Below are 13122 nucleotides of genomic sequence, written 5' to 3'. Positions count from 1 at the left end.
GCCGCACCTCCTGAGATGCGCTGCCTCACAGCCCCGGCGCCCCCCACACCGGAAACCACCGGGCCAGGTCCTTCTCCACGCGGAGGTCGTCGCCGAGGGCGGCCCGGACCTGGAGTTCGAGTTCGTTGTCGCGCTTCTCGCCGCCCGGCAGCGGGGCGAAGGGGTAGAACGTGCCGCGCTTGTAGAGGTAGACCAGGGCCAGCGGCCGTTCCCGCTCGTCCCGGAAGCTGACCAGTGAGCAGAGGAGCTGCGGGCCGAAGCCGCCGTCCTGGAGCAGGGTGTTCACCGCGTGCAGGTCGTTGACGAGTGAGGCGGTGTCCTCGGCGGGCTGCCGGGCGAGCAGCCAGGTGTAGCCGTAGGAGTCCCTGCTGAACTCCACCGGGACGCCGCCGCTCGCGGTGTCCGCGTCCAGCAGCTCCTGCACGTCCTGCCGGATACGGGCGAAGGTGCCGCCCTCCACGCCCGCGAAGCACACCGAGCCGAGGCCGGTCGGCACGAAGCCCGTCGCCGCCTGGAGGGTGAGGGCGGCGGACGGGACGGCGAAGAGCTGGTCGAGGTCGGGGCGGACCGGTTTGCTGCGGCCCAGGATGGTGTCGAGCAGGCCCATGGACGCTCCTTACGGGCGGGCGAGGTCGGCGGAGATGCGGGCCAGCTGGTCCAGGCGCTGTTCCAGCGTCGGGTGCGAGGAGAGCAGCCGGCTCAGGCTCTCCTTGGAGGAGAAGGCCGGGACGAAGTAGAAGGCGTTGTACGGCTCCGCCTTCCGCAGGTCCTCCGTCGGGATCCGCGCCATCTGGCCGCTCACCTTGGTGAGGGCGGAGGCGAGGGCCGAGGGCCGGCCGGTGAGCAGGGCGGCGGTGCGGTCGGCGGACAGCTCGCGGTAGCGCGACAGCAGCCGGGTGAGGAGGAAGCTCAGGGCATAGACCACCGCGCTGATCAGCGGAATCAGCATGATCGCGATGCCGACGGGGTCGTTGCTCCGGCTGGAGCGGGAAAAACCGCCCCACAGGGCGACACGGGTGATGATGCCCGCGAGTACGCCGAGGAACGAGGCGATCGTCATGACGGCGACGTCACGGTGCGCGACGTGCGACATCTCGTGGGCCAGCACGCCCTCCAGCTCCTCGGGCTCCAGTCTGCGCAGCAGCCCCGTGGTCGCGCAGACGAGGGCCGTGCGTTCGCTGCGCCCGGTGGCGAAGGCGTTCGGGACGTCGCTCTGGGCGATGGCCACCCGCGGTTTGGGCATGTCGGCGAGAGCGCAGATCCGGTCGATGGCCCCGTGCAGTTCCGGCGCCTGTTCCGGGGTGACCTCGCGGGCGCCCATGCTGAAGGCCGCGATGCGGTCGCTGAACCAGAACTGGGCGATGAACATGCCGCCGGTGATGATCAGGATGATCGGCCAGGCGCCGCGCAGCACGGCTAGCAGTACGCCGACCAGTACCACGTACAGCAGACCGATCAGGAACATGGTGGTGACCATGCGTGTGGTCAGACCGCGGTCCGGGGCGTACCGGCTACGGGTTCGGGTCATGGGTGACCTCCAGTCCTCATCTGCTTCCCATAGTGCTCCTCGGCGGTTGAAAGCGGATAAGCCCGACGGGTAAATGGGGGGCGGGGTGGTCCCGATCGTCATCCGATGGACGGGTACGGGGGATTTGGCCGAACATCGTCTAGCCCATCTAGGTGCCTGGGGCATCTAGTGGTGGGTGATCGGCAGGACGCCCCCACTCTCTTCGCGAGGTCCTCCATGGCAGAGACCGAGACCGTCACCTTTCCGCAGAACCGCACCTGCCCCTACCACCCGCCGACGGGCTATCCGAGTGAGAGCCGGGGGCAGCAGTCGGTGACCCCCGTCCGGCTCTACACCGGCCGGACGGTGTGGCTGGTCACCGGGCACGCCGAGGCGCGGTCGCTCCTGGTGGACCCCAGGCTGTCGTCCGACCGGGAGAATCCCGCGTTCCCGCTGTTCGCCAAGCGGCAGGCCGAGACCACCCAGCGGCGCGTCGAGCTGATCGGCGTCGATGATCCGGAGCACAACGTCCAGCGCCGGATGCTGATCCCGAGCTTCACGGTCAGGCGGACGGCGGCCCTGCGGCCGCAGATCCGGGCGACCGTGGACACCCTGCTGGACGCGATGGTCGAGCAGGGTCCGCCGGCCGATCTGGTCAACGCCTTCGCGCTGCCCGTGCCCTCCATGGTCATCTGCGCGCTGCTCGGGGTGCCGTACGCGGACCACGAGTTCTTCGAGGCGCAGTCGCGCAAGCTGCTCCGCGGCCCCGAGGCCTCCGATCTCGAAGCCGCGCGGGACACCCTCGACGAGTACTTCCGGGTACTGATCGAGCGGAAGCGGCGTGATCCCGGCGAAGGACTGCTCGACGAGCTGATCGTCAAGCAGCTGGAGACCGGTGCGGTGGACGGCGAGGAGCTGGTGCGGCTGGCCGAGATCCTGCTCGTGGCGGGCCACGAGACGACCGCGAACATGATCTCGCTCGGCACCTTCACCCTTCTCCAGCACCCGGATCAGCTGGCCTTGCTGCGCGCCGCCGGTGCCGGTACCGGTGACGACCCCGGTCCTGGGATGCCTGCCGCGGTGGAGGAGCTGCTGCGGTTCCTGTCCATCGCGGACGGGCTGTCGCGGGTGGCCGTCGAGGACATCGAGGTGGGCGGGGTGACCGTCCGGGCGGGTGACGGCGTCCTGCTGTCCACGTCGGTGATCAACCGGGACGAGTCCGTGTACCCGTCGCCCGATGAGCTGGACCTCGGCCGCAACGCGCGCAATCACGTGGCGTTCGGGTTCGGTATCCACCAGTGCCTGGGCCAGAACCTGGCACGGGCCGAACTGGAGATCGCGCTGCCCGCCCTCTTCGAGCGTCTTCCCGGTCTGCGGCTGGCGGTGCCCGCCGAGGACGTTCCGTTCAAACCGGGGGACACGATCCAGGGGCTCCTGGAACTGCCCGTGACGTGGTGACCGAAATCCGACCGGAAGGCCCTGCTGGGATGCCGATGAAGATCGATATCGACCGGGACGTGTGCATCGGCGCGGGGCAGTGCGCGCTCGCCGCGCCGAAGGTGTTCACCCAGGACGACGACGGGTTCAGTGAGCTGCTGCCCGAACCGGGAGACGCCCTCGCCGGTCCCCTGGTCGGTGAGGCGGCCCGCGCCTGTCCTGTGCAGGCGATCACGGTGAACTGAGCGGCCGGGCGGCTGCCCGCACAGCACGGCGCGGGGCGGGGCAGCCGTCCATCCGTCCGTCCGCCGGCCGCCCGGCCGGTCAGGGCCAGAGCAGCTCCCGCTGCCAGGCCCCGGCGGGCTCCGAGGTTTCTGCGGCCCCCGCCGCCCCGGCCTCCCGGTGGTAGCGCAGCCGGATGTGCCGCCGCCGTGCGTCGCCCTGGAAGAACTCGACCTCGTACGGCTCGACCACGTACCGCGTCCAGCTCGCCACCTCCGCCTCCGGCTCCTCCCGGGCCCGGTCCCAGGCGGCGTCGGAGGCGCGGTCCAGCTCCGCGGACGAGCCCAGCACCTCGCTCTGCCGCCCCACCAGCGCCGAGGCCAGCGCCCCGGTGGAACGGGCGTGCAGATCGGCCCGGCTCTCGGCGGCGGAGCACGCGGTGACCGGTCCCCGCACCCGTACCTGCCGCCCCTGCGCGGGCCAGTAGAAGCCCAGCGCGGCATGGGGCAGGCCGGCGAGCTGGCGGCCCTTCGCGCTGGTGGCGTGGGTGGCGAAGTGCCAGCCGCGCTCGTCCGCGTCGTGCAGCATCAGGGTGCGCACATCGGGCCGGCCCTCCGCGTCGGCCGTGGCCAGGGTCATGGTGTGCGGCTCCACCTGCCCGGCGGCCACCGCCTCGGCGAACCAGGAGTGGAAGAGGGGGAGCGGGGCCTGCGGCGCGGCGGCCGCGTCGAAGGCGGGGAGTTCGATGTCCCACACACGCTGGGCGTGGAGCAGGTCACGGAAGGCGTGCTGTGCGGCGGAGGCGGATGCGTCGGTCATGCGGCCATTGGACCTCATGGACCGTGGGCATCGAGAACGATGTAGCACAGCGAGACACGTAGAGCTACGCTGGACGCATGAAGACCATCACGCAGCGCGAGTTCCGGAACCGGTCCGCGGATGTCATGAACGCTGTGGAGGAGGGCGAGATCTTCCACATCACCCGAAACGGGATAGAGGTCGCGGAGCTCAGGCCGCTCACGCGTAAGCGGAGGCTGAGTGCCGAGGAACTGGTGGCCCGGCACCGGCGGCTTCCCCGCGTGGACGGTGCGTTGATGCGTCGCGAGGCGGACGAGCTCTTCGGTGACGAGGACCGGGCCGGGGACGACGATCCCTGGGAGCGCGTGCATGGCTGAGCGCTACCGCGTGGGTGTGCTCGACACCTGCACGTACATCGACCTCGACCTGCTGTGTGCCGAGGATCTCCCTGCCTTTCCGGCACTCACCGCCGTGACGATGGCCGAGCTTCAGCAAGGTGTGGCGATGGCCGGGGACGCGGCCGGGCGGGCGGCGCGGATGGAGAAGCTGGGCGCCGCCGTGGCCGACTTCGAACCGCTCCCCTTTGACGGCGAGGCGGCTGCCCGGTACGGGAGCCTGGTGTCCCTTGTCGTCGCTGCGGGCCGCACCCCCCGCCCCCGTCGCACGGACCTGATGATCGCGTCCATCGCCTCCGTCAGGGGGTTGCCGCTCTTCACCCGCAATGCGGACGACTTCAAGGGGCTGGAAGGTGTGCTCACCGTCGTCGCCGTGTGATCCGGCGGGATCCGGGCCCCGGACCACCCCTGCCCCCCCGCCCCCCACCCCTCACCCCCGCCCCAGCACCACCGTCCCCGACGAGCAGAACCAGCCGCCCGTCCCCGACGCCACCGCCAGCTCCGGCAGCCGGCCGCCCGCCTTGCGGACCTGGCGCGCCCCCGCCTCGCCGCGCAGCTGGCGTACCGCCTCCACCAGCAGGAACAGCCCGCGCATCCCGGGGTGGCAGGCGGAGAGGCCGCCCCCGTCGGTGTTCACCGGGAGCTCGCCCGTCAGGCCGGTGCGGCCCTTCTCGACGTACGCGCCGCCCTCGCCCTTCGCGCAGAATCCCAGGTCCTCCAGCGTCACCAGCGTCATATAGGTGAAGGCGTCGTAGATCTCGGCCAGATCGATGTCGGCGGGCCGCACCCCCGCCCGCTCGAAGGCCAGCCGGCCCGAGACGGCGGCGGGGGAGACCGTGAAGTCGTCCCACTCGGACATGGCGGAGTGCGAGACGTGCTCGCCGGTGCCGAGAATCCAGACCGGTTCCTTCGCCGTGTCCGCCACGTACTCCTCGGCGGCCAGCAGCACCGCGCAGCCGCCGTCGCTGCGGATGCAGCAGTGCAGTTTGGTGAACGGGTCGGCGATCATCGGGCCGGACAGCACCTCGTCCACGGTGACCGGCTCGCGGAACATCGCGTCCGGGTTGGCGGCCGCGTTGGCGCGGGCCTGTACCGCCACCTCGGCGAGCTGCTCCAGGGTGGTGCCGTACTCGTGCATGTGGCGGCGGGCGGCCATCGCGTACTTGGCGATCAGCGAGTGCCCGTACGGCACCTCGAACTGGAGCGGGCCGCGGGCCCCGAAGGAGAGGTTGGACGTGCGGCGCCCCGCCTTGATGTCCGCCCGTGCCGTCGACCCGTACACCAGCAGTACGGCGTTGGCGCGGCCCGCCGCGATGGCGTCCGCCGCATGGGCCGCCATCACCTCCCAGGTCGATCCGCCGACCGAGGTGGAGTCCACCCAGGTGGGTTTCAGCCCCAGGTACTCGGCGACCTCGACCGGGGCGAGCGTGCCGAGTCCGGCGGAGGCGAACCCGTCGACGACCGACCGGTCCAGACCCGAGTCGGCGAGCGCCCGGCGGGCGGCCTGGGCGTGCAGGGCGTACGGCGTGGCCGTGTCGACGCGTCCGCAGTCGGCGAGGGATATGCCGACGACAGCGACCTTGCGGTGGGAAGAGGGCATGAATCTGACGGTACATCAGATTCTATCGGAGTGAACCGGCTCGCGGCAGCGGGATCTTGCGGGCCGTCGCGGTGCGCGGCTCTGGGCATCTCGCCGTATCCGCCCTAGCATGACGGCCCGTCAGATCAGAGGCCGTCGGCCTCTGAGGGGAAGGAGTCCGACGATGGATGCCGCCTTCACCGCGGAACAGGACGAGATCCGCCGCACCGTGCGCGAACTGCTGGCCAGACACAGCGGCCCCGACGACGTCAGGAGCGCGGTGGGTACGCGGGAGGGGTACGACGCCGCGCTGTGGCGCCGGCTCGCCCAGGGCCTCGGGCTGCCCGGACTCGCCCTCCCGCAGGAGTACGGAGGTGCCGGCTGCGGCCCCGCCGAGCTCGCCGTGGTCTGCGAGGAGGCGGGCCGCGCGCTGCTGCCGTCCCCGCTGCTCGCCACCGCCGTACTCGCCGCGCCCCTGATCGCGGCGCTCGGCACCGAGGAGCAGCGCACCGCCCTGCTGCCGGCCGTCGCGGCGGGCGAGCTCACCGCGGCGCTGGCCGTGCCCGGCGGCTCGCTCTCCACCGCCCTCGGCCTCACCGGCGACCTCACCGGCGGCAGCTGGGCGGGCGGCGGCCGGGCGGGCGGAGTCCAGGCCCGGCCGGCCGGCGGCGACGGGGGGTGGCGGTTGTACGGAGAGGCCGACCAGGTGCTGGACGGGCACAGCGCCGGACTGCTCCTGGTCGCCGCGCACACGGGCGGCTTCCCGCGCAGCCGCACCCTGCTGTTCCTGGTCCGGACGGACGGGCCGCAGGCGCCCGCCGGACTCGTCCGCACCCGGCAGACCGCACTCGACGAGACCCGGCCGCTCGCCCGCGTCCAGCTGCGCGACACCGAGGCCGAACTCCTCGGCGCCGACGACACCGTGGACGCGACGGCGGCCCTCGCCGTGGCCGGCCGCGCCGCCGCCGCGGCGCTCGCCGCCGAGGCGGTGGGGGCGGCGGCGAGCGCGCTGGAGCGGACGGTCGCCTACGTCGGGGAGCGCGAGCAGTTCGGCCGTGCGATCGGCTCCTTCCAGGCCGTGAAGCACCGCCTCGCCGATCTGTACGTACGGGTGCAGTCGGCCCGCTCCGCGGCGTACTACGCGGCCTGGGACCCGGAGGCCGGCGGGCTCGCCCTCGCCCAGGCGCTGGAGGCCCTGCGGGTCACCACCGCCGAGGCCGTGCAGCTGCACGGGGGCATCGGCTTCACCTGGGAGCACGAGGCGCACCTGTACTTCAAGCGGGCCGCCGCCGACGAACTGCTCCTGGGCCCGGTCCACCGGCTCCGCGACCACGCGGCCCGGCGGGCCGGACTCTTCGGCCCCGGTCCGGACACGGCGGGACCGTCCGAACAAGGACCGGCCGAAGCGGGACCGGCCGATCGGGTGGCGGTCTGATGGCGCCCGGCGTCCGCCTCGTCCAGAAGGTCTCCTCGACCCGGGCCTTCGCCCGGATCGCACCCCATCTCGTACCGGCCATGGACCGGACCGTCCACCGGCTCACCCGCGGCCGGGTGCTGCTCAGCGCGCAGATGCTGCCGGGGGTGGTCCTGACGGTGCCGGGGGCGCGCAGCGGACAGCTCAGGACCACCCCGCTGGCCTGTATGCCGGAACGCGGGGACGGTGACCCGGGCAGCTGGATCCTGGTCGGCAGCAACTTCGGCCGTACGGGGCACCCGGCCTGGACGGCGAACCTGCTGGCGCATCCGGAGGCGGCCGTCATCAGCTGGAAGGGCCGCGACATTCCGGTACGGGCCCGGCTGCTGGCGGGTGCCGAGCGGGCGGCGGTGTGGGAGGCGGCGCTGAAGTTCTGGCCGCCCTACGCGGCGTACCAGGCGCGGATCGACCGCGAGATCCGGCTGTTCCGGCTGGAGCGGCGGGGCGATTCCGTGTGAGTGTGCCGGTTCGTGCCGGCTGCCCGGCCCTGGGCGGCGATACGTCCGGATACACCGACGGCGGACCACATGCGTGGTCCGCCGTCGGTGAGACAGGACCTGGGGCGCCCGGGATCACCGCGCGTCACCCAGTACGGGGAATCCGGCGCGGGCGCTACTTCACCGGCTTCTTGCCGGTGATGCCCAGATGCACCAGCAGCGCGAGGTTCGGCCGGAGTTCGGCCTGCTTCACACCCCAGGTGGTGAAGCCCTTCTGGTGCGAGGCGACCGCGGCCAGCATCGCTACCAGGGAGCCGGCCATCGCCGCGGGGTTGATGTCCTTGTCCACCTTGCCCTTGGACTGGAGCTCCTTCACCGAATCCGTAAGGGAGTTGGTGACGGAGTTGAGGATCTTCATACGGATCTTGTAGAACCGTTTGTCGCCCTCGGCCGCGCCGAGGTCGACCACGCGGAGGATCGCGTCGTTGCGCCGCCAGAAGTCGAGGAATCCCTCGACGAGTTCTTCGGCGGTCTGCCAGCCCGACTTGCCGACCCAGGAGCGCCCGGCGACCAGTTCGGTCAGGCCGGCGCCCTCCTTGGCCATCTCTTCGGCGATTTCGAGGACGGCGCCCTCGACGTCGGGGAAGTATTGATAGAAGGTCGCGGGTGAAGTCCCCGCCTTCCGGGCGACGTCGATGACTTTGACGTCCCGGTACGGCGAGGAGCTGAGCATCTCGCTGAGGCAGTCGAGCAGCTTCTGCCGCGTCGCCTGTCCGCGTCGACCGGCCACGCGGCCGTCGACGGTGCGTACTTGTCCTGTCATGCCGTCAGCTTACCGACGGGTGATCGGAGCGCGATTCGGCCGACTGCAAATGGGGAGGGCCGCAGGCGGGGCGGGGGGGAGTGAGGGGATATCCGGCCATGTGTCCATGGCTTCGCACCCGGTTCCCCACAGTCTGGCTAATGTTATGAACAGCCTGTGGATAACTTCCGTGGATAACTTTCCGTGACGGCGGGGTTCGGTGACCTTGATATCGAAAATGTGTTCGCATGAAAAGGTCCGGGGCGCGGTCAACGCGACGCGCGGTTACGTTGGGTGTGACGAGCGTCACCGCGACGGAAGGATCCGGGCCGATGGCCGCATTCGCGCAGTCCGCGCCGTGCTGGGTGGATGTGCAGCTCCCCGACCTCGAAGCGGGCAAGCGCTTCTACGGTGAGCTCTTCGGCTGGACCTTCCGGGCGGGCGACGGCCCCCGCGCCGACGCCCTCAGCGGCGGGGCCCTGGTCGCCGCGCTCGCCGCCAAGCAGGACGGCCGGATGCCGACCACCTGGGGCGTCTACTTCGCGACCGCGGACATCACCGACTCCGTCGCCCGCGTCAGGGAGGCGGGCGGTCAGGTGATCACCGAACCGGTCCGGGCCGGCCGGCTGGGGGCGCTCGCCCAGGCCGCCGACCCCGGCGGCGCGGTCTTCGGGCTGTGGCAGGCGGGTGAGCGCGCGGGGTTCCAGAAGCAGAACGAGCCGGGCTCCTTCTGCTGGACCGAGGTCTACACCCGGCAGAAGGAACGCGTCGACCCCTTCTACGAGGAGGTCTTCGGCTTCCGCTCCGTCGATCCGGACGAGGCCGGCTCCGGCGCTCCGGGCACGGACGAGTCCGGCGTCGACTTCCGCATCTGGTCGCCGGCGGGCACGGAACCCGGGCCGGACACCGCGGTCGGCGGGCGCAGCGTCATCACCGACGCGTTCCCCGCCATGATGCCCAGCTACTTCCTCATCTACTTCGCCGTGGCGGACTGCGACGAGGCGGCCGAGACCGTCGTACGGCTCGGCGGCCGGGTCTCCGCACCGCCCTTCGACATCCCGTACGGGCGGATGGCGGTGCTCCAGGACGATCAGGGCGCCGTCTTCGCCGTACTTCAGCCACCGGTGTCCTGATACCGCCCGGAGTGATCCATGACACCCGGTTCTGCCCCCGGGTTCGCAACCGGCGCCTCGGCCAGGAACAATCGGGGTGCGCACCGTCGGGTGGTGCCCAGTGGTGAGACGCTGCACAGGGCGGTTTTTCGCGGGCCTCTGTCGACTGAGGTCCGTACGGGGAGGGTGGCAGGTAAGTGATGGAGCAGCTGACGCAGCACGACCCGAGGCGGATCGGCCCGTTCGAGGTGCTGGGACGGCTCGGGGCCGGCGGCATGGGGCTGGTCTATCTGGCCCGCTCGGCGTCGGGCCGGCGGGTGGCGATCAAGACGGTGCGTACGGAACTGGCCGAGGACCAGCTGTTCCGGGTCCGCTTCACGCGTGAGGTGGAGGCCGCCCGCGCGGTCAGCGGTTTCTACACGGCCGCCGTGGTGGACGCCGATCCGCGCGCCGCCGTGCCCTGGCTCGCCACCGCCTATGTGCCCGCACCCTCGCTCGAGGAAATAGTGAATGAGTGCGGGCCGATGCCGACCCAGGCGGTGCGCTGGCTGGCCGCGGGCATCGCCGAGGCCCTCCAGTCCATCCACGGTGCGAAGCTCGTCCATCGCGACATGAAGCCGTCGAACGTGCTCGTCGTGGAGGACGGCCCCCGGGTCATCGACTTCGGGATCGCCTCCGGCGTCTCCAACACCCGGCTCACCATGACCAACGTCGCCGTGGGCACGCCCGCGTACATGTCGCCCGAGCAGGCGCGGGACTCGCGCAGCGTCACGGGGGCCAGCGACATCTTCTCGCTCGGCTCGACGCTCGTCTTCGCCGCGACCGGCCATGCGCCGTTCCACGGGGCCAACCCGGTCGAGACGGTCTTCATGCTGCTGCGCGAGGGTCCCGACGTCACCGGTCTGCCCGACGATCTGCGGCCGCTGATCGAGTCCTGCATGCAGATGGACGCGTCGCGCCGGCCCACCCCGGCCGAGCTTCAGTCCCAGCTCGCCCCGCACCTCTTCGCCTCCGGCGGCGACGACAGTGGTACGGCGTCGGCCTGGCTGCCGGCCTCCGCCACCGAGATGATCGAGCTGCGCCGCGGCGGCGGACGCGTGGTCGCCGCCGCGCCCCCTCCCGCACCCGTGCCGCCGCCGCCCGCCAGGCGGCCGGGCTCCGACCGGGACACCGCCTGGCGCAGCGGCGCGGACCTGCGCCCCCGGCCCGCCTCGTCCACCCCCGCGACCTCGCCCGCGGCCGCTCCCGACGGCGGCCCGGTGCGGCTGTCCGGTGTGCAGGTGCCGATCGGCCCCGGTCCGCGCGCCCAGGACGTACGCGCCTCGGCTGCCGCGGAGGCGGCTCCGGCGACCGGCTGGGTGCGTCCGCCCGCCGGGGTGAACGCGGTGGCCCCCGCCGCCCCCGTCCCCGCTCCGGCGCAGGCGCCGGACAGCGCGTCCTTTGGTCCGGAGCGCTGGCGGCCCTGGCGGTTCCGGATGTCGAACGACGTGTGGGGGACGCCGGTCGTCGTCGGCGACCTGCTGTACGTCACCTCGTTCGAGGTGCACGCGCTGGACACCGGCAACGGCCGGCGCCAGTTCAAGACCCGCGACGTGGCCTGGGCGATGGCCGTGGAAGGGGGCCGCATCCACGCCTCCGACGGCCCGTCGCTCTACGCCCTGGACGCGGTCACCGGCGCCGAGCGCTGGCGGCTCCAGACCGATGCGTGGGTGTACTCGCTCAAGGCCGACCGCGGCACGGTCGTCACCGGCACCCGGGGCGGCGGCGTCCAGGCGTGGGAGGCGTCCACCGGGGAGAAGCTCTGGGAGACCACCGGCGCGCAGACGGACTTCGAGACGGCGGAGGCCGGACCGGCCGTCCACGACGGCACGGTCTACCTCTGGCAGGACGCCCGGCTGCGGGCCGTCGACGCCCGTACGGGCGTCGAGCGCTGGTCGTACCCGGTCGGCGACGCGGCCTCCTGCGGCGGGGTGCCGCTCCGGGTGACCCCCGCGCCGGACGGCTACGCGTACGTCTGCGCGGGAACCCGGGTCCTCGCGCTGGACATCGGCTCCGGCCGGGTGCGCTGGCACTTCGAGTCGCCGGCGGTCTTCCTCTCGCCGCCCGCGTTCGCGCCGGGCCCGGCGGTCACCGGCGGCGGGGTGTACCTCGCGGACTACCTCGGCACGGTGTACGCGCTGGACGCCTCGACCGGGAAGGACCGCTGGCGCATCGCCACGGAGTCCCGCCAGTCGACCGAACCGGTGCTGGTGACGACGGGGAACGTCCATGTCGGCAGCGGCAGCGCGCTGTACACGCTGGACGCGGTCACCGGCACCCCGAAGTGGCGGTTCGCCGCGGGCGGCGAGGTGGTGGGCGCACCGGTCGTCGCCGACGGCCGGGTGCACTTCGGCTCGGCCGACCATGTGCTCTACACCCTGGACGCGGCGGGCGGCCAGCTCCGCTGGAAGCTCGCCACGGGAGGCGAGATCACGGGTTCGCCGGTGGCGCAGGGCGGGGTGGTGTACGCGTGCAGCAAGGACCGCTGCGTGTACGCCCTGGACGCGCTGAAGGGGACCGGAACGGGCAACAGGCCCCGCCCGTAGGGGCCCTGGCCCGCCGCCTCCGCCCGTCCGGCGTTCGAGGACGAAACCGCGGAGGGGCGGGCGCCGGTACGCACGGGCGTGAAGGTGCGGGCGGCCTCAGCGTTGCGGAGGCGCGGGGTCATCCGGGTGCCGGACCGGGTACGGGGCCGTGTCGGGCCCGTCCGGGGCCGCTTCGGGCGACGGCCCCACGTACGGCTCCGCCTCCGGCTCCGGCCAGGGGCTCGTCTGCATCGAAGGACCCGGCTCCCGCGTGGGCGGCCAGGTGTCGGGATCGGCCGACCCCGGCGCGGTGTACGGCCGGTTCCGGTCCGCCCGCGCGCCCGCGCGCCCCGACATCAGCGCCGCCCCCAGCAGCAGCAGCACCCCGCCGCCCGCCGCGCTCGCCACCCCCTGCTGGAGCCCGGAACCGCCGCCCGTGACCGTCAGCTCTCCGGCCGCCTGGCCCTGGCGGACCATCCAGAGCACCGTGAACCCGAGGACCACCACGCCCGCGAGCGCGACCAGCAGCCGGGACCGCAGCACCACACCGACGACCGTCACGACCGCGGCGAAGAGAAAGGGCAGCAGGATCGAACCGAAGAGGCCGGGGTGCGCCGCGGTGACCCCGGTGAAGAGGTCGCCGATCCGGTAATACCGCCCGAGGCGGCCGTCGTACCAGTCACGGAAGGGGCTCAGCACGGCGGCCGCCGCTCCTGCGAGAGCGACGATCGAGCCGAGGACGTTACGGATCATCTCCGGCCTCCAGCGGGCGTGCGGGGCGCCACCGGCCGGTGG

General features: G+C 72.5%; 14 protein-coding genes. 8 read left to right on the top strand and 6 right to left on the bottom strand.

Annotated elements, in window-relative coordinates:
- Positions 1–25: 25 nt before the first annotated feature.
- Positions 26–607: a PspA-associated protein PspAB gene (pspAB, locus tag OG322_RS14845; protein ID WP_123460949.1), complete on the bottom strand. Its 582-nt coding sequence runs from the start codon at positions 605–607 to the stop codon at positions 26–28.
- 9 nt (positions 608–616) lie between these two features.
- The gene (htpX, locus tag OG322_RS14840) at positions 617–1528 is read right to left on the bottom strand and encodes a zinc metalloprotease HtpX (RefSeq protein WP_123460950.1); all 912 of its coding nucleotides are present in this window, start codon (positions 1526–1528) and stop codon (positions 617–619) included.
- 216 nt (positions 1529–1744) lie between these two features.
- On the opposite strand from htpX, the gene OG322_RS14835 reads away from it, so the two are divergent.
- Positions 1745–2965, top strand: a complete 1221-nt coding sequence (locus tag OG322_RS14835; protein WP_329306518.1) for a cytochrome P450 — start codon at positions 1745–1747, stop codon at positions 2963–2965.
- 35 nt (positions 2966–3000) lie between these two features.
- The gene (locus OG322_RS14830; protein ID WP_123462335.1) at positions 3001–3189 is read left to right on the top strand and encodes a ferredoxin; all 189 of its coding nucleotides are present in this window, start codon (positions 3001–3003) and stop codon (positions 3187–3189) included.
- A gap of 79 nt (positions 3190–3268) precedes the next feature.
- On the opposite strand, the gene OG322_RS14825 is transcribed toward OG322_RS14830, so the two are convergent.
- Positions 3269–3985: a pyridoxine/pyridoxamine 5'-phosphate oxidase gene (locus OG322_RS14825; RefSeq protein ID WP_123460952.1), complete on the bottom strand. Its 717-nt coding sequence runs from the start codon at positions 3983–3985 to the stop codon at positions 3269–3271.
- A 77-nt stretch (positions 3986–4062) separates the two neighbouring features.
- Between OG322_RS14825 and OG322_RS14820 the strand changes: the two genes are divergently transcribed.
- Positions 4063–4341: a type II toxin-antitoxin system Phd/YefM family antitoxin gene (locus OG322_RS14820; RefSeq protein WP_123460953.1), complete on the top strand. Its 279-nt coding sequence runs from the start codon at positions 4063–4065 to the stop codon at positions 4339–4341.
- Positions 4334–4738, top strand: coding sequence for a type II toxin-antitoxin system VapC family toxin (locus OG322_RS14815; protein WP_124284743.1), 405 nt, complete (start codon positions 4334–4336; stop codon positions 4736–4738). The genes OG322_RS14820 and OG322_RS14815 overlap by 8 nt, the downstream gene beginning before the upstream one ends.
- A gap of 51 nt (positions 4739–4789) precedes the next feature.
- Here OG322_RS14815 and OG322_RS14810 read toward each other — a convergent pair whose 3' ends face one another.
- Entirely contained in the window at positions 4790–5959 is a 1170-nt protein-coding gene (locus tag OG322_RS14810) for a thiolase C-terminal domain-containing protein (RefSeq protein ID WP_123460955.1), read from the bottom strand.
- Positions 5960–6122: 163 nt separating this feature from the next.
- On the opposite strand from OG322_RS14810, the gene OG322_RS14805 reads away from it, so the two are divergent.
- Entirely contained in the window at positions 6123–7373 is a 1251-nt protein-coding gene (locus tag OG322_RS14805) for an acyl-CoA dehydrogenase family protein (RefSeq protein ID WP_329306517.1), read from the top strand.
- On the top strand, positions 7373–7870 hold the full coding sequence (locus tag OG322_RS14800; protein ID WP_123460957.1) for a nitroreductase family deazaflavin-dependent oxidoreductase: 498 nt from the start codon (positions 7373–7375) through the stop codon (positions 7868–7870). Before OG322_RS14805 ends, OG322_RS14800 begins: the two co-directional genes overlap by 1 nt.
- 154 nt (positions 7871–8024) lie before the next feature.
- On the opposite strand, the gene OG322_RS14795 is transcribed toward OG322_RS14800, so the two are convergent.
- Positions 8025–8672, bottom strand: a complete 648-nt coding sequence (locus OG322_RS14795; protein WP_123460958.1) for a TetR family transcriptional regulator — start codon at positions 8670–8672, stop codon at positions 8025–8027.
- Between the two features lie 311 nt (positions 8673–8983).
- On the opposite strand from OG322_RS14795, the gene OG322_RS14790 reads away from it, so the two are divergent.
- A complete protein-coding gene (locus OG322_RS14790; protein WP_123460959.1) occupies positions 8984–9784 on the top strand; it encodes a VOC family protein in 801 nt (266 codons plus the stop codon).
- A 179-nt stretch (positions 9785–9963) separates the two neighbouring features.
- A complete protein-coding gene (locus tag OG322_RS14785) occupies positions 9964–12348 on the top strand; it encodes an outer membrane protein assembly factor BamB family protein (protein WP_123460960.1) in 2385 nt (794 codons plus the stop codon).
- Between the two features lie 96 nt (positions 12349–12444).
- Here OG322_RS14785 and OG322_RS14780 read toward each other — a convergent pair whose 3' ends face one another.
- Positions 12445–13080, bottom strand: a complete 636-nt coding sequence (locus tag OG322_RS14780) for a hypothetical protein (RefSeq protein WP_123460961.1) — start codon at positions 13078–13080, stop codon at positions 12445–12447.
- Positions 13081–13122 lie beyond the last annotated feature (42 nt).

The sequence above is a fragment of the Streptomyces sp. NBC_01260 genome, from assembly GCF_036226405.1.
GTDB classification, from domain to species: Bacteria; Actinomycetota; Actinomycetes; order Streptomycetales; family Streptomycetaceae; genus Streptomyces; species Streptomyces laculatispora.
Note: the sequence above shows the minus strand (reverse complement) of the source record. Positions and strands in the feature narration are given on the sequence as shown.